The 16915-nt window shown below is 29.3% G+C and carries 16 protein-coding genes and 1 tRNA gene; 7 read left to right on the top strand and 10 right to left on the bottom strand.

Annotated elements, in window-relative coordinates; genetic code table 4:
* The first annotated feature begins 17 nt into the window (after window positions 1-17).
* Window positions 18-215 carry a 50S ribosomal protein L28 gene (rpmB, locus tag AACL07_RS01350; protein WP_338983985.1) on the top strand — a complete coding sequence of 66 codons (198 nt, stop codon included), beginning with the start codon at window positions 18-20 and terminating at the stop codon, window positions 213-215.
* A gap of 98 nt (window positions 216-313) precedes the next feature.
* On the opposite strand, the gene AACL07_RS01345 is transcribed toward rpmB, so the two are convergent.
* Window positions 314-3004, bottom strand: a complete 2691-nt coding sequence (locus AACL07_RS01345; RefSeq protein ID WP_338983983.1) for an HAD-IC family P-type ATPase — start codon at window positions 3002-3004, stop codon at window positions 314-316.
* Between the two features lie 46 nt (window positions 3005-3050).
* Here AACL07_RS01345 and AACL07_RS01340 point away from each other — a divergent pair.
* Window positions 3051-3135, top strand: a tRNA-Leu gene (locus AACL07_RS01340).
* Between the two features lie 37 nt (window positions 3136-3172).
* Here the strand turns inward: AACL07_RS01340 and AACL07_RS01335 are convergent.
* From AACL07_RS01335 to rsmD, 9 genes are all read right to left on the bottom strand, one after another.
* The gene (locus AACL07_RS01335; RefSeq protein ID WP_338983981.1) at window positions 3173-3835 is read right to left on the bottom strand and encodes a ribulose-phosphate 3-epimerase; all 663 of its coding nucleotides are present in this window, start codon (window positions 3833-3835) and stop codon (window positions 3173-3175) included.
* Window position 3836: 1 nt separating this feature from the next.
* Window positions 3837-4688: a ribosome small subunit-dependent GTPase A gene (gene rsgA, locus AACL07_RS01330; RefSeq protein ID WP_338983979.1), complete on the bottom strand. Its 852-nt coding sequence runs from the start codon at window positions 4686-4688 to the stop codon at window positions 3837-3839.
* Entirely contained in the window at window positions 4681-5769 is a 1089-nt protein-coding gene (locus AACL07_RS01325; RefSeq protein ID WP_338983977.1) for a serine/threonine-protein kinase, read from the bottom strand. The genes rsgA and AACL07_RS01325 overlap by 8 nt, the downstream gene beginning before the upstream one ends.
* Before the next feature lie 83 nt (window positions 5770-5852).
* The gene (locus AACL07_RS01320) at window positions 5853-6347 is read right to left on the bottom strand and encodes a hypothetical protein (protein WP_338983975.1); all 495 of its coding nucleotides are present in this window, start codon (window positions 6345-6347) and stop codon (window positions 5853-5855) included.
* Between the two features lie 93 nt (window positions 6348-6440).
* A complete protein-coding gene (locus tag AACL07_RS01315; RefSeq protein WP_338983973.1) occupies window positions 6441-6836 on the bottom strand; it encodes a hypothetical protein in 396 nt (131 codons plus the stop codon).
* 90 nt (window positions 6837-6926) lie between these two features.
* Entirely contained in the window at window positions 6927-7694 is a 768-nt protein-coding gene (locus AACL07_RS01310; protein ID WP_338983971.1) for a PP2C family protein-serine/threonine phosphatase, read from the bottom strand.
* Window positions 7695-7789: 95 nt separating this feature from the next.
* Window positions 7790-9379: an ABC transporter ATP-binding protein/permease gene (locus AACL07_RS01305; protein WP_338983969.1), complete on the bottom strand. Its 1590-nt coding sequence runs from the start codon at window positions 9377-9379 to the stop codon at window positions 7790-7792.
* Between the two features lie 105 nt (window positions 9380-9484).
* A complete protein-coding gene (gmk, locus tag AACL07_RS01300) occupies window positions 9485-10357 on the bottom strand; it encodes a guanylate kinase (RefSeq protein ID WP_338983967.1) in 873 nt (290 codons plus the stop codon).
* A gap of 12 nt (window positions 10358-10369) precedes the next feature.
* Window positions 10370-10924 carry a 16S rRNA (guanine(966)-N(2))-methyltransferase RsmD gene (gene rsmD / locus AACL07_RS01295; protein ID WP_338983965.1) on the bottom strand — a complete coding sequence of 185 codons (555 nt, stop codon included), beginning with the start codon at window positions 10922-10924 and terminating at the stop codon, window positions 10370-10372.
* 65 nt (window positions 10925-10989) lie between these two features.
* On the opposite strand from rsmD, the gene def reads away from it, so the two are divergent.
* The 5 genes from def to AACL07_RS01270 all read left to right on the top strand — a co-directional run bounded on the left by def (window position 10990) and on the right by AACL07_RS01270 (window position 16906).
* A complete protein-coding gene (gene def, locus AACL07_RS01290; protein ID WP_338983964.1) occupies window positions 10990-11574 on the top strand; it encodes a peptide deformylase in 585 nt (194 codons plus the stop codon).
* 60 nt (window positions 11575-11634) lie between these two features.
* Window positions 11635-11790: a hypothetical protein gene (locus AACL07_RS01285; protein ID WP_338983962.1), complete on the top strand. Its 156-nt coding sequence runs from the start codon at window positions 11635-11637 to the stop codon at window positions 11788-11790.
* A 115-nt stretch (window positions 11791-11905) separates the two neighbouring features.
* Window positions 11906-13270: an alanine--tRNA ligase-related protein gene (locus AACL07_RS01280; protein ID WP_338983960.1), complete on the top strand. Its 1365-nt coding sequence runs from the start codon at window positions 11906-11908 to the stop codon at window positions 13268-13270.
* A 308-nt stretch (window positions 13271-13578) separates the two neighbouring features.
* Complete coding sequence (locus AACL07_RS01275; protein ID WP_338983958.1) at window positions 13579-15360, top strand: ribonuclease J; 1782 nt, start codon at window positions 13579-13581, stop codon at window positions 15358-15360.
* Window positions 15344-16906 (top strand): APC family permease, encoded by a 1563-nt coding sequence (locus AACL07_RS01270; RefSeq protein WP_338983956.1) that lies wholly within the window; start codon window positions 15344-15346, stop codon window positions 16904-16906. Before AACL07_RS01275 ends, AACL07_RS01270 begins: the two co-directional genes overlap by 17 nt.
* Window positions 16907-16915: the final 9 nt, after the last annotated feature.

Raw genomic sequence — 16915 nt, 5'->3', positions numbered from 1 at the left:
TTTTAATGGAGATTAACATGGCTAGAAGAGATGATTTAACTGGTAAAAGTGCAATGAGTGGTAACAACCGTTCACATGCATTAAATGCTACAAAAAGAAAATGAAACTTAAACTTACAAAAGATTAAAGTTGTAGATGAAACTGGTCGTGTTATGACTATTAAAGTTTCAGCTAAAACTCTTAAGACTCTTAAAAAAAGAAACCAATTAGTTTAATTATAAAAAAACAATCCTTCAATGGATTGTTTTTATTTGTCTTATTAATATCGTGTCCACTATGAATCAAACAAAATAAAAAAGAGCTAATGCTCTTTTTATCATAATCATGTTTTAGATATTTTAATATATGCAAACTTCATACCTTCAGCTAATAATCATCCAAGGAAAATTAATCCAACAAGTACTGCGTATCACCACATATTTTTACCTTGCATTAAAGTAAACTCAAAATCAATTGCACTAAATATAATTGCCACAATAAATGCAGCAACTGCTGTTATTGCAAGTGTCAATACAAATTTAGTTGATGGTGTTGATTTAAAGATTGATACTTTTGATGTTCTATAAACATACATTAATACTAAGTGAGTAAATATCATCTCGAAGAAGAAACCAGTTTGGAATTGCCCAATTGTTGGAGTGGCCGCATGTGAGTCTGCTGCTAGCGCCACTACTTCTTTTTGAATTTCTGTATTCATATCAAATCCGTACAGCATAATTGCAAAGTTAATAAAACTTACAATCATAACTACTAGACCCGTTACAAACATGAATATCAATGCCGATTTAGTTGATCATCGTTGTGGTTTTTTAACAACATTGTCATCAACTTTATCCCATACGAATGCTAAGTTTGATCCAACAAATAATAAGTTTTGGAATAACAGTTGTAATGAAGAAACAATTTTAAAGTTAAAGATAATTGAACCCAATAAGATTGTGAATAACAATCCAATGTTTGCAGCTAAAGTTACTTTTACAAACTTGTATGCATTGTGGAATGTCTTTCTACCAATCATGAAGGCATTCTCTAAAACTTGTAAATCATTTTCTAACATAATCACGTCAGAGTTTTTCTTAGCAAGGGATGTACTGTTGTTAACAGCGATACCTACTGTTGCTTGTTTTAAGGCTGCTGCGTCACCTATTCCATCACCAATGTATGCAACATTATGATGATGACTTAATTCAGTTATTACAGCCGCTTTTTGTTGAGGAGTCATTTTTACATATATGTTATATGCTTCATGTGACTCTTCAACATTGAAGTCACGTGCGTCTAATATGTTTAATGATTCAAGACCCATTTGTGCAGCTACGTGAGTTGTCACATGTCTTGAATCACTTGTTAAAACTTTAATATCAATTTCATGATCGATAAAAGTTTTAATAACTTTTTGCATACTTCCACGTAATTCATTTTCAATGATAACGTATCCTTCAAATACATAATCATTGTCATCTATGGCGTGATCTTTTGTTTCGACAGACGCCACTAACAATACTGTATATTTTAAGTTTTCACTATCATTTAAGAATGCTCTAATTATTTTAGTGTGTGTGTCTGTTATTTTTTCTATCTTATTTTTATTTTTTACATATTTTAAAGATGAAAGAATTGTATAAGGTGAACCTTTGATTAATTTAATTTCTTCTTTACCATGTGTAAGTACGGCTCCAGAAAATCTAGATTCTGCTGAGAACTCAATTGTTTCTTCAAGTGCAAATCCTTCTTGATCTTCTTCTTTTGTTAAGTGAGAAAACATTTTAATAATTGCTTTATCAATTGGATTGTTAGTATTTCTTTGATGACTTGCAGACAAGTGAAGATACATATTCAAATCATCATTTTCTTTTTTGTTAAAATCAACTACTCTAATAATTTTTAAATCATCTGATGTAATCGTCCCTGTTTTATCAGTTCCAAGAATATCAATAGTTCCCATTGTTTGAATTGTTTCTGGGTCTTTTACAATAATAGATTCATCTACTAATTTTTTATTACCTTCTTTTAAGTTAGATGCAATAACTGATGGTAGTGCTTCTGGGATTAAAACTACAGCAATTGTAAATGAAAATATAATTGCATCAATTGGTTCTCATCCACTTATAAATACACTTAATAAAATAAAGATTGGTAAAACAGATAGCACTAGAATAATAATAATATTGATTATTGTATGTACACCTTTTTGAGCGGCAGAATGATCATGGTGGTCACTTGTTTTATCAACTAAGTGTTTTACATAGTTATCACTTCCAACATTTACGATAACCGCAATTGCAGAACCACGTTGAATAACGGTTTGAGCAAATAAGATATTTTCTAAACTTGTTATCTTTTCAACTTCACTACTAAATTGTGAAGTTTTTCTTGAAAGTTTTTGTACACCATTAATAAGTGATTCGTCAACACGTAAATGCTCTGATCACAATATTCTACAATCTGCAGGTATAACTTCACCTTCAGTTAATAGAACAACATCACCAATTGTCAATTTGTGTTGCTTTATCATTTCAGATCTTTCTTTTAATTCAGTAAAATCTAAATTTGTTAAATCTCCGACTCTACCTTCTAAGATAAGATATTTATTTTCAATTATAGTTCTTTGTTTAATCTCACGTTTGTGAGCATCAAATTTTGCAAAGTATTCTGTTAATCCTGCAAGGAACACCATACCAAGAACAACTAAACCAGATATTAAAACTACCGGGTGTTCTCTTTCAATTGTTGCAAATAGTATTAATTCTGTTAAAGATACGGCTCACAGCAATAATGCAAATGGTGTAATTAAACATTTGATTAATACGATCACATGCTTAAATGGTTTAGTATTTATTTTGTTTCTCCCATTTTTATCACTGAGTTCTCCACGCTCAAATGAATCTAATCCAATTGGGGCTTGGATAACTTCTTCTATATTATTTGTTTTCGAAACCTCAAATAGGTATTCTTCTTTTTTGTAGTTTAAATCTGTTGATGCTACTTTATTTTTTATTTTCATATATATAATTATATAGTGTTTATAATAAAAGTGAAACATGAGAAATGCTCCTTTGGCGGAATAGGTAGACGCATCAGATTCAAAATCTGACGAGGAAACTCGTGTCGGTTCGATTCCGACAGGGAGCACCAGATGAAATACAAAAATCACCTTAAGGGTGATTTTTTATTATTTTAATTTTCTAATTCTTTCTATTAAGTCATGTCTATTTGCAAGATAACTTCCAGATACAAAATATTCAACTCCAGCTTCTCTTGCTAGTGGGAATGTTTTATCATCGATCCCACCATCAATTTGAATTGAATAATTTAAACTCTTGTCACTTCTTTTTGCAACTAAAAATTTAACTTTTTCAAGTACCCCTTCAATAAATGATTGGCCACCAAAACCCGGGTTAACACTCATTATTAAAATGTTGTCAGAATACATTAATAAATCATCAGATAGTTCTTTTACACTTGTTGGTGGGTTAATAGCAATTGATGATCTGATATTTGATTGTTTTACATAACGTAACAATTCAATTAGATCATCTTTTTTCTTGAATGCTTCAAGGTGGAATGTAAGTTGGTCAACACCAACTTTTATAAAGGGTGCTAAATACTCTTTGTAATCCCCTATTATTTCTACCATCATGTGCGCATCAATTTTAAAATTGAATTCTGCATTTATGTCTTGTAATACTTTTGGTCCAAAAGTTAAGTTCTTGACAAAATGAAAATCCATTACATCATAGTGAATTCATTCAATTCCTGCTTTTTTAAATTTTCATAATTCTTCACGTAAGTTAAGAAAGTTTGAATTTAAAATACTTGGTGCAATTATTGCCATCTTATACCTCTTTTAAAAATTTAATATAGTCTTCATAAATGAACATTGGAAATTCATTTCTCTTAACAGCTTCAACAACATAACACCCTTGTGTCTCTTGTGTATGTAGACAGTCGTTGAATTTACAATCGGTGATATGGTTTTGAAAAAATTTATAACTATGTGCCAACTGTTGTTGTGTAACACCTTGGATATCAAATGAAGAAAACCCTGGTGTGTCACATATGAACCCTTCTTCAAAGTTATATAGCTTTGAAGAAGTTGTTGTATGTCTACCTTTGTTAGTGTATTCACTAACATTTTGAACACGTTGAACTTCGTTTTGTAATATATTATTTAATGTTCTTGATTTACCAGCACCAGTCATACCCGTAAATACATTTAGACCTTTTGATATTTCTTTTAAGAATTCGCTGAATTCTTTTGAATCATGCATGTTTGATATTTGGAAGGTTTTATAACCTTGATTTTTATATTCATTTACAAATAAAGAAATTCCAGCATCTTCACCTACAATATCTTTTTTTGTAAATAGAAGAATTACATTTAATCCCATAACTTCCACAAGTGCAATATATTTATTTAAAGTAAATAAATCTTTGTCCGTAATTGTAAGCGAAGTAACAATAACTACATTATCTACATTTGCAACTCTTGGTCTGTATAGTTCATTTTTTCTCGGCATTACTTCACTTATTAAAGTGATTTCACCTTCTTGATGAACTTTTACAAAATCTCCAGCAACTACTGTTTGTTTATTAAATAATAATTTTCCTTGCAATCCTGCTTGTAGCAGTTTACCTTCTTTATAAACAAGACACGATCTTCCTGTTGTATTGATTACTCTATACATTGATTATTACCATAATCATAAAAGCCAATAGTATTGACATAAAAATAGCTAAGATTGAGTAAATGAATACTGGCTTCATACTATTGATATCTACAACTCCGACTTCTATAATGTTCCTTTCTTTTTTTCAAATTTTTACTTGGTCATCAAATTCAGATTTATCTCATCTATGAGATAACTTGATTGGTTTTGCATTTGGATTAGTACCTAGAGATTCAAGATCTCTTTTGATTTCATCCATTGTTTTATATCTCTTTGACAAATTTTTTTCTAATGATTTTAGAATTATGTTCTCTAATTCAATTGAAATATTTGGATTAATAAGTGATGGTCTGATTGGATTTACCTTACATTGGTTAAATCTATATCATTTGCTTTTTTTTGCCATCTGTTTTGAATCGTGCATTCAAAAAGGTGGTTCTCCTACCGCTGAAGTGTAAAGGCATACGCCTAGTTGATAAATGTCACCTTGTGATGAAATTTTATTTCATCTAAAGTATTGTGGGTCCAAATGTGTTGGTGTACCAACTTTAGACTCTTTTGCAAGATCAGTACTTTTATCTGTAAATGAAATTCCAAAGTCACCTAATTTTGGAGAACCAAATTTAGTCAACATTATATTTCCTTCTTTTATATCTCGGTGAATTATGTTTAGTTTGTGTGCATCAGATAATGCAGAACAAACACGAGTATAAAATAATTTAATTTCAGATTCATTCATGTAAAAGAATCTTTTATTAAATTCAGAAAGAGAACCCCCGCTCACTAATTCAGTTACAATACATCATGTTTTTTCATCTTCAAAAACATCATATAACTTTATAACATATGGGTTAATTGATAAACTGGCAAATGACTCTTTTTCAACAAGAAATCTTTCTAATGAAAGTTCTCCTTGAGCTGGATTCATTTTTACAAACTTCATAGCTAAACTTTGTTTGTTTATTTTATCAAAAGCCTCGTATACAGAACCAAATCCTCCTGAACCGATTTTTTTAATAATTTGGTATCTATCATCAAAAACATCACCTGCTTTTATATCAAAATCATCTTGATTTTTAGGTGAATTTTTTGTAGCCATCGTAGAAACCTCATTACATTAATTATATAATAATTAGACTCTTTTGTATAGTTCTTGGCTTATGCGTCACCGCCTTAAAGTGATTACTTAATTTTTAACTTATTGAAATCATAAATTTTTATAAAAATACATGCAAAGATTACAGTCACACTATATTGGATTGAATCAATAATCAATTCACGAATTGCATAACTTTGGTCAAATAGCAAATATGCATACAACACATATAAAAATACTCAAAGATATGCAACGATAATTGCAATGTATCTTACCTTTGTTAATTTATAAACTAAAAGTAAAGTTGTGAAGATTAATGCTTTTATAAGTATTGTTATTGGGATATAGATAAACATACCTGAAGTCATATCTAAAAAAATAGATGACAGTATTGAAGAAACAATTAAAACTGGATTAATTAAGCTCCCAAATAATGAAAATAAAATAACATCAGAAAATTGAATTATTGAACTACCAGTGGCAGTTCCTATAAAGATTGTGATTAAACCTATAATGTACATTACGGCCGTCAACAACCCAGTGTATGCAATGTTTCTTGTTGTAAATATTCTTTGTTTCATAATATTAAGTTTATCTTTGTTTTCAACCAATTCAATTAAAAAATGGAATAACTAAATATTCCATTTTTATTCTTTACATGTATTAATAAAATATTAATTTTTCTTTGAAGTAATACCGACCAAACCAAGTATTCCACCAATCAATAGCGGTATAGCTATTAATCCATTGAATATACTGAATATGAAGAATAAGACACCAAACCCACCAATAACAATTGCCATAATAAATGTTGTTAAAGATAATCCTTTTGAAATATCTTTACCTTTAATTACTTTCATTAACATAATTATTGACATCACAAGTAATGCGATGTGAAATCCCGAAAAGATCACTAAGAAAACTGTGGAAATAATTGCAGCAGCAACTAATGATGCGTCTAATGAACTAGCAGCAAACATGGCAATTATTACAATTAATGTTCCTATCAATGTGATTATTACTGATATTAAAACCAAAATAATCCCCGATAGTACTAAACCTTTTTTCATATATTTATAAACTCCTTTTAATGGGTAAATTCTAGTTGAAAAAAAAGTAAAAACAACAAATTAGTGTTATTAATAAAAAAACAGAATATTTTATTCTGCTTCGATGATTAATATTGATAGATTATCTGTAGACATATTGTCTTTAGCGTCCTCAATAATTAACTGACCTTTTCTTTTCATTTTCATTTTTTCATTTAATAAAGTTGCTACAACCATTTCTTCATCGACATAGTCATGAATACCATCAGTTGTTAACATTCAAGTTCCACTGGGTGCAGCATCATAGATATCAATCTTTAATTGTTTCTTAGGTCCAAGTGCACTTGTAAGAACTTTTCAGAATGTTTGTTCTGTCATTCTTTGGTACAACATTGTATTACGAGCTTGATCTTTTTCTTCTTCAGTTGTTGTGTTCTCTAAGTTTTGATCAATTGTAATTTGAGTTAATGTTTCGTTTTCAATATTTAGTTTATGAGTTCTTGAATCACCAACATTTACTACAAACGCACGTTCTGTATCTAAAAACAATACAGCTGTTAATGTTGTCCCCATATCCAATGTTTTTTTGTGTACATTTGAATATTTAATCATCACTTCTAACACTTCATTAACTGTTCTTCTTAATCAACTTTTTATGTCATCTGAATCTGTCATTTTTTTAAAGTTTGCTTTTTTAAACAAAGCTACAAAGTTAGTAACCGCTAACTTTGAAGCCACATCACCACTTGCATGACCACCCATACCATCACACACAATACCAAGAGCTTGTCCTGTTTTGTTTTCTACAAAATCTAAGTAATCTTGATTTGATTTTCTATAGTTACCTATATCTGTTAATTGAACTGTTTTAAATTTCATTTTGATCCTTTGTTATATATTTCATATTTATTTTACATTATCTACTAAGTTAATAATTCAAATAAAAAAAGACTTTTAAAAGTCTTTGATTTATTTTAAGATTCTCATTTCATTTTTCTTGATGAGATGAATGAGTATACCCCAACTAATAAAATTGCTATACCTACGTATAATCCCATTACTCAGTCAAAGTTGAATTCAACAACTCCACCAGTCATAGAAATATCACCGTCTGTTCAAGCTTTATTGAACGGTTCTAGACAATATTTAAATAAGTTTATATACGTTGCATATTTCAATACATTAGAACCTTCGATCATTGATGTCGGTAAGAATGAACCTGACAAGAATGCCATTGGCATATAAATAACGTTTGAAACAGCCATATATGTTGTAGTTGATCTAAAGATTGATGCAAGCATTAATCCTAAACTAATTGATGATATTAAAATTAATAATAAGAATAATATTGCCGGTCCACTTAAATTAGCTCAAGCTATTGCTCAACCAATGTCACCTCAACCAAACATAAATCCACCTATTAATAAAGTTCAGAAGAAACCAAGTGCCATTATTATTATTCCGGTAACATTTACAGTTAATACGAATACGAATGGTTTAATGTTTGTGGCACCAATTCTTTTCATTAAAACACTGTTTTTGAAATCTAATATAGTTTGAGGAATAATAAATATTCCACATGCAATAATTTGCATAGCAGCTAATGCTCCAATAATTCCATGAACAGTTCCTGAACCAAATTGTTGGAACGCAAACCCTTGTAAAAATAATAGAATAACTGGAAACATAAATACGAAGAATGGAACAGCTCCACCTTTTAAATAATATTTAAGTAACAACTTAGATAAAGGTACATTTTTACCTTTTGCTTTTTCATCATTTATGATTCTGTCTAGTTTATTTTTCTTGATACTTTTTTGTTGTTCTGCAATTGCAGCATCTCTTTCATCATTTGATTTTGCTTTGTGGATTGCAAATTTTTCTCAAGTATAAGCATGTACTGAACCGTGTTTTTTAACAATGTCAGCTACAAGTCCTTCTTCAATAATTACACCTTCATGAATATAAATAAATCTCTCACATAATTCTTCAACTTCACTCATCATATGAGTAACTAAGATTAATGCTTTCCCTTTATCTACAACTCTTTCTTTAATATGTTTAAAGATTTCACTTCTAACTTCGATATCAAGACCAGTTGAAACTTCATCTAAAATAACCAAATCTGGGTTGTGAATTAAACTTAATAAAATGTTCAACCTTTGTTGTTGTCCACCAGATAATGAAACAATAAATTTGTTTTTAAAATCTGATATTTGGTATGTTTTTAACAATAAATCTAATTCAGATTCTTTCATCGGTATTGAAAATGTTTCTAAATAGTATTTCAACATATCAATAACAGTGATTCCAACTGGGTATTTAGATTCTTGAAATTGTAATCCAATTACCATTTCATCTTGTTTAACAACTTCTCCAGTTGTTGGTTTTCTAATACCACCAATAATCTCAGATACAGTTGATTTACCAGAACCATTTGCTCCGATAATACCAATTCTATCACCTGGATTAATCGTGATACTCACACCCTTAAGTGCTTCTTTATCTTTGTATTTTTTTACGACGTTTTTTATCTCTACTAACGGTTTGTTTTTATCTATCATATTTCCCCTATTTTTATTCTTTGGATAATTGTATCAAACTAAATTCTCTTATCTTTTTTTTTTTTTTTTGTCAAAAAAAATACTTATAAAGTATATTTGTTTGTATTATTTCTTTTTTATCGCTTCAAAGAAATTAACTTCTAGCATGTAGTATTCAATCATTGAATCAACGTATTCTTTTGATTTAATTGTTGATAGTTTTTCTGTTTTTAAAATGTATGCATAAATTTTATCAGCTATAAATTTGAATAGGTATTCTTCAATAACTGCTTCATCAAATTTGATTTTATTCATTTTTAAATTTGATTTTCACCCTTCAATAAAGAATGAATATTTATCATTTACATATGACATAACTTCTTGTTCTAAAACATACCTGTAACTATCTTCTGATGTACCAGTTGCAATAGCATCTTCGTAAAGAAGCACATCATGTATTTTTGCAATAACATCACTAATCTCATCATTTTCAATTACATAGCTATATTGATCTTTTAAAGGGATTTCAAGCAACGCTTTGTTTAAACGTTCTTTAATTATCTCTTCAGATTCAGTACCACGTTTTCTTAATCTTTTTTCTAACTCAGTTAAGCTAGGTGGCACTAGAAATATTGAAACTATTTCAAATTCTTTTTCTTGTTTCAATACTTGTGTAGCACCTAATACTTCAATTTCTAGAACAACGTTTTTACCTTGATCAATTTGTGATTTAACATAATCTCTTGGTGTTCCATAATAGTTACCAATAAATTTAGCATGTTCAATGAATTCTTTCTTTTTAATTTTTTCTTTAAATGTTTTATCGTTCATAAAGAAATAATTGACACCTTCAACTTCGCCAACTCGTGGTTTACGAGTTGTAGCTGAAACTGAGTATTTTAAGTTTAAAGATTCATCTTTTGCAAGTTCAATATTAATCGCACCCTTACCAACACCTGATGGTCCTGAAATTATAATTACTTTTCCTTTTTGTGCCATGTTTGTATTTCCTTAATCTAATTCTAGTCTTCAAATATATAGATGTGTCTTCTTATATTTTTTATACTTTAATAATACTAAATTTTTAATAAATTGTGGAGTTAAAAGTGAATTTGATTCACAAATGATTATTCCAAAGTTATTTAAAATGCTTGTGTTGTTAATTGATTCAAAAACATTTTCATAATAATCAGTCTTTGAATATGGTGGATCTATAAACATTAGATCAAATCCATTATCTTTATATTTGTTTATTAAGTCTAAATAGTCTCTATCTAGAATTGAATAACTTGTGTCATCTATTTCTTTTAAATTGGCTAAAATTATTTCTCGTGCATCTTTGTTTGTGTCGTTAAATACAACGTGACCGGTTCCACGAGAAATACATTCAATTCCTAATGCACCAGATCCAGAAAACAAATCCAATACTCGTTTGTTTTCATAAACAAAATAGTTGTTAATTATATTAAATACATCTTCTTTAACTCGAGTTAACGTAGGTCTAGTATTGTCACCTTCTAGAGTAACTAATTTTCTGCCTTTATATTTTCCTGCAATTACATTCATTATTTCACCTTAGAGTTTATTATAAAGAAATAATAGTTATAATGAAAATAACCAAAGGAGTTAACATGAAATTATTAACAAATGAAACACCATCTAATTCTTGATTAACTTTTGATACAAATAAAGAAGTTATTCGCAGTAAGTCAAAAGATTGTAAACTCCCTCTTTCTAAAGAAGATGAACATACAATGAATAAGCTAATTGATTTTGTTGTATATTCACAAGATGATAAATTAAATGTTGAAGGTTCAAAAGATTATCTAAGACCAGCAGTTGGATTAGCGGCTCCTCAAGTTGGTGTTAATAAAAATATGTTTTATGTTAGATTCCAATTACCTGATGAAAAACTTGAAGAATACGCAATGGTAAATGCAAAGGTTGTTGCTCGTTCAACACAAATTGCATTTCTTGAAGATGGCGAAGGATGTTTATCTGTTGCAAAAGATCACAGAGGTATTGTTCCTCGCCCATACAAAGTTATGATCACTGGATATGACAACATAACAAAAGAAGAAGTTACACTAACTCTTAGAAGTTATAAATCAATTGTATTCCAACATGAAATAGATCATCTTCATGGTAAGTTGTACTATGATCACATAAACAAGAGAAGCCCAGATCATGTTGGCGATGGTTGAATTGAACTATAAAACGGTTGATTTTTAACTCCTAAATTGTTAAAATATATCTATATTTAGGAGTTAAAAAAAATGGCAGAAAAATCATACGATTACCAATGCTTTAAATGCGTTGCAGAAATTGAAAAGGAAAACTTAGGTGGAATTCACCAAATAATGGTTAACAAAATGAAACAAAGTTTTGCAGCAGGCTCTGGTGAAATTCACGTTTGTAAAAGACACAAATAAACACACACAAATAAAACAGCTTGCTTAATCGCAAGTTTTTTTATTTGTTCTAACCTTTCTTTTAAAAATATATTTTTAATATAAAATCTACCTAATACTTAGAAGGATGCACCTCATGATTACAAATTTTAAAAAATACGAATCATTTGAATTTTCAAAAACAAAATTTATTGGACATGAAGTTTTAAATTCTAAATCAACTGTTCTTGGATTATTTAATTCAAATTGTGAACCAGTACAAACCTTAACTGAACATGGGTTTATAATATTTGACAACACCCCTTTTTATGCACTATCAGGTGGACAAGATAGTGATATTGGAACCATTGAAGTAAAAGGTAAATTTTATGATTTATTAAACGTTCGTAAAGACATTGTTTATGGGTATTTTATTCATGAAATTAATTTAGGTACATCATATGTAAATATTGGAGACATATTAGATTTAAAAGTTGATAAAGTGTTTAGAGATCAATCTTCAATTAGTCACTCAGCCCTCCATATTACATGACAAGCAATTTTAGATTTAACTAATCACACAGATGAACAAGTTGGAAGCAAATTGAATAATGAAAAATTCCAAATTCAATTTGCACTTGATGATTTGATTACTGAAAAAATAACTACTCAAGCAGTTAAGTTTGTAAATGAAAAAATCATACCTAAAGAAATCGAAACTAACGTTTACTATCTATCCCAACAAGAAGCTATTGATAAAAAATACTTGTTTGGTTTTACAAAAGTAATGAACAATGATTTAGTACGTTTGATTGAATTCCCAGGTTTTACAACAGAACCATGTAGTGGGACTCATGTTAAAAATACAAGAGAAATAAAACAAGTTTGATTTACAAACTATGACAAAAATTCAAAGCGTATTGCAATTGATATGACCGCAAACCCAACATACGCAAAGTCATTCTTTGATGAAAAATTGATTGGCCGTTTTAATCAAATGAAATCGATCATCAATAAAGGGTTGGAAGCCGGACTTAAACACAACTTTGAAAGTGACGTTAAGCACGCTCAATCGTTAACAAATGTTTGGGATTACAACTCAATTAAAGAGCTAAACTCAATATATAAAGAGACTACAAGTATTGTAAATAAATACTTAAAAAGTTTGGAAACTGAAATGTTAAAAAACTTTGGAGATCAAAAGTTAACTTTCAAAACAATTGGTAATTTTAATTTATTTAATTTAGATAACGAGATGTATTCGAATAAAGTTTTAATTGCTAAAGCAATTAAACTTTCTAACGAAACGCCAGATCAAGTTATAGTTATTGTTAATAAATTTGATAGCGGCTCTAATGCAATCATCATTCGAAATAAATCATTGGATTTCAATACAAAAGAATTTAATCAATCAACAATCTTACCCAACACCACTTTCCGTGGCGGAGGAACTGATTCAATGATTCAATTGGTTTCACAAAATGCAGATGATGGATATAAATTAATATCTTTATTAAGATAAAAATAAAAAAAAGACTTGCTAAGCAATTCAGTTTTTTAGCAAGTACAAGCCCCTGTTGAACAAGTGCAATTAGCTCCGCAATTACAGTTTGCTGAAACTTTGTTTTCACAGTTGCATGCGTTATCTTTTGAGAACATATATTATTATCTCCTTTGTACATTTAGTACTATTTAATTATATATGTGATATCATAAAAATACATTAATAAATCGAGACGAAAAATATATATTTTTTTGAATAACTTAACTTAATCAAACCAAATTCAAAAGTATTTTTTTTAATAACGATTTTAATAATTAAGGAGTTTCATGGAAACAAAAGATAAATTCATAAAGGCTGCAAATGCTGAGAAAATAATTAAAAGAGTAGAAATAAAAAACAATGACAAACCCACAACTGTGTTTGCACTTGGTGGTCTAGAAGAAATCGGAAAGAACACTTATGTTATTGAATATGACAACGAAATCATGATCATTGATGCTGGGGTAAAGTTTGCTTCAGAAAATGAACCAGGAATTTCAGCCATTGTTCCAGACTATACATACCTACTAGAAAACCAAGATAAAATTACTGGTTTATTTATTACTCATGGTCATGAAGACCACATTGGTGGAATTCCTTACCTTTTACAAAAAGTTAAGATTCCTGCAATATATGCACCAGAATTGGCAGCTGAATTAATTAAAGAAAAATTAAAAGATTTCAAACTACAAAACGCTACAAATATTTATGAATACGTTGAAGATGATGTTTACAAATCAAAACACATGACTGTTAGATTTGCTGCAGTTAACCACTCAATTCCAGATGCTTTTGGAATACATGTTCAAACACCTAATGGTTCAATCTTTTCAACTGGAGATTACAAGTTTGACTGAACACCATTAGGTCATACTGCAAACATCCAAAGAATGTCTGAATTTGGAGAACAAGGTCTTGAGTTATTATTGGCCGATTCAACAAACGCCGAAGTTGAAGGATACACAATTGGTGAGAAAGCCGTTATGTTGAATATTGATTCACACATCTTACAAGCTAAGGGTCGTGTAATTATCGCTTCATTTGCATCAAATGTACATAGATTCCAAGAGATGATTTTACTTGCTAAAAAATATTCTAAACGAGTAGTTATCGTTGGATGATCACTTGAAAGAATGATTAAAGTAATTAAAAACTTGGGTCATTTAGATATTGATGAAAAAATGTTCATCAAACAAACTGATATTGATAAATATCCTAAAAATCAAGTAATAGTTATTTGTACTGGTTCACAAGGTGAACCAATGGCTGCCCTTTCTAAAATGGCAAAACAAGAACATAAATTTATGAAAATAGTTCCAGGTGATACAGTTATATTTTCTTCATCACCTATTCCAGGAAATAGAATGGATGTTGAACACGTTGTTAATCGCTTAACAAAATTGGGTGCAAGAGTTATTACAAATAGTTCTTCTAATTTAATACATACTTCAGGTCATGCTTCTCAAGAAGAACAAAAACTTTTATTTTCAATATTCAAACCTCACTACTTTATGCCAATGCATGGTGAGTATAGAATGTTAAAACTTCATGCAGAAACTGCTACAAAAGTTAACGTTAAAAAAGATAACACATTCGTTATTGCTAACGGTGACACAATTGTCATGCAAAATGGATTAGCTAAACTTGGTAAACGAATTCCAGCTGACGCTGTTTATATTGATGGAAAAGATTCAACTGGTAAAGCATCAAACGTTATTAAAGAACGTACAACCCTTTCAAAAGAAGGATTGATTATTGTTGTAATTTCAATTGATTCAAAAACAAACAAAATGTGTTATCCACCAAAAATAATTTCACGTGGATGTTTCTATGTGAAAGATAGTTTTAATGTAATAAATGAATCAATTAAAATTGTTGGTAATTCAGTTAATGAATTACTTAAAACAAATAAGGTTACATTTCATTCAATAAAACAATCAGTTAGAGAATCTCTTTCTCCATATATATTTAGAGCAAAAAGAAGAAACCCCCTTATCATTCCTGTAATTTTAAATAAAGTCCAAGAGGACAAACCAAGAGCTAAGGAGAAAAATGAAGATAAAAAATAAAACCAAGTCAAATGAGATTGGTTTAATTAGTGGAATATGAATGGTATTTAGTTTAATTGCTGGAATATCATTTACGCTAATGTTTAGTGACCTTTATAATCCTAGTGACCCATCTTCATTTATTGGGTACCATATAATATGGATTATATTATTAGTATCAATATTCTTGTTCTCGTCAGCGTGAGCTTACATTAAGTGTTCAAGAATTCACAACAGTGCCAACGGTGGTGGTGGACAATATGTTCGAACTGCATTTGGTTCATTCTGAGGAATGTTCTTTAACTTTGTTTCACTATTGTGTATTTCAATCGTTGTTGTAATCATGGTTGTATCTTCATTGAGAATGAGTCTTGAATCAATTGCTAAACCCGTGTTTGGTAATTGGACAAAATTAATGTTAGATGTCTTTGGACTACTAGCTTGTGCCATCGGAGCTACAATAGCTGTTCTTGGGATTGGTAAATTCAAGTCTGTATCTACAATGATTGCATACACTACTTGAGCAATTACTTTACTAATTTTAATCTTTGGTATTGTTCTAATATTTTTACCTTCAGATCAAAAAGTACCTGAAGAACTACCTACAGAAGTTCACAGCAGCATTACTCTTAAATCATTTGTAAATGTATTTATGTTAGTAATGTTTAGTTTTACTGGGTTTGAAACTTTCATCAGTACTGGATCTGCTATTAAAAATAGAGAAAAAAATATGCCAATTATGATTCTTGTCGGTCTTACATTAACAACCCTATTCTTTATTGCGTTTTCATCAATCATTATTGCTTCAGTCGTAAATGACTTCGCAGGTAATCCAAATGCTAATATGTTTGGTAAATTCAATAGTGTCTTTATTCAAAAAGGTGGTTGATTCATTGTAGTTGCATGTACTTTTTTAAATAGATTTAACACAATGACACAACTTGGATTTTATGGTTCTAATATTTTAGAACCACTTGTAAAAGAAGGTTATATTTCTAAAGAAGTTTTCTCTTCTAAAGAGATGAAAAATAACGTTAATAAAAAACTTATTCTTACGTTTTTTATTTTAAATATTATCTTTGCGACTATATTTTTATTACTACCAGATTTAATTGAAGGTATTAGTGGTGAACCATCGCTAATTGGTTATGGTACACTTGCAAGTGTAACCTCATTGATATTTGCCTTTTGTTATATCTTAGTAATATTGAGTGCAATTAAGTTTGGGTTCAAAAAACAATTGAAGGTTAATATCTTTGAATACATTATTTGAAGTATTACAATTGTTGTTTTTGCAAGTATTGGAATTTATACAATTGTTGAAATGTTTATTGATTTTGCAAATGGTATAAAAACAAATGACTTACAAGCATGACTATCTCCATTGATTCAAATTTTATTTATTATCATGACTATCGTTATTTCACTTATACTATTCTTTGTAGTGAAAAAGAAAATAATGAAAAACATGTCTGAACAAGATTTAAAAGAAATGGAAGAATATCAATCAATAACATTTGAGATTTTAGAAGATCCAAAATTAAGAAAAACAGAAAACAAAGCTTAATATAAAAAA

Source organism: Spiroplasma endosymbiont of Othius punctulatus (genome assembly GCF_964019505.1).
In the GTDB taxonomy this organism is placed as follows: domain Bacteria; phylum Bacillota_I; class Bacilli_A; order Mycoplasmatales; family Mycoplasmataceae; genus TIUS-1.
This window is presented reverse-complemented; position numbering and strand designations above follow the sequence as displayed.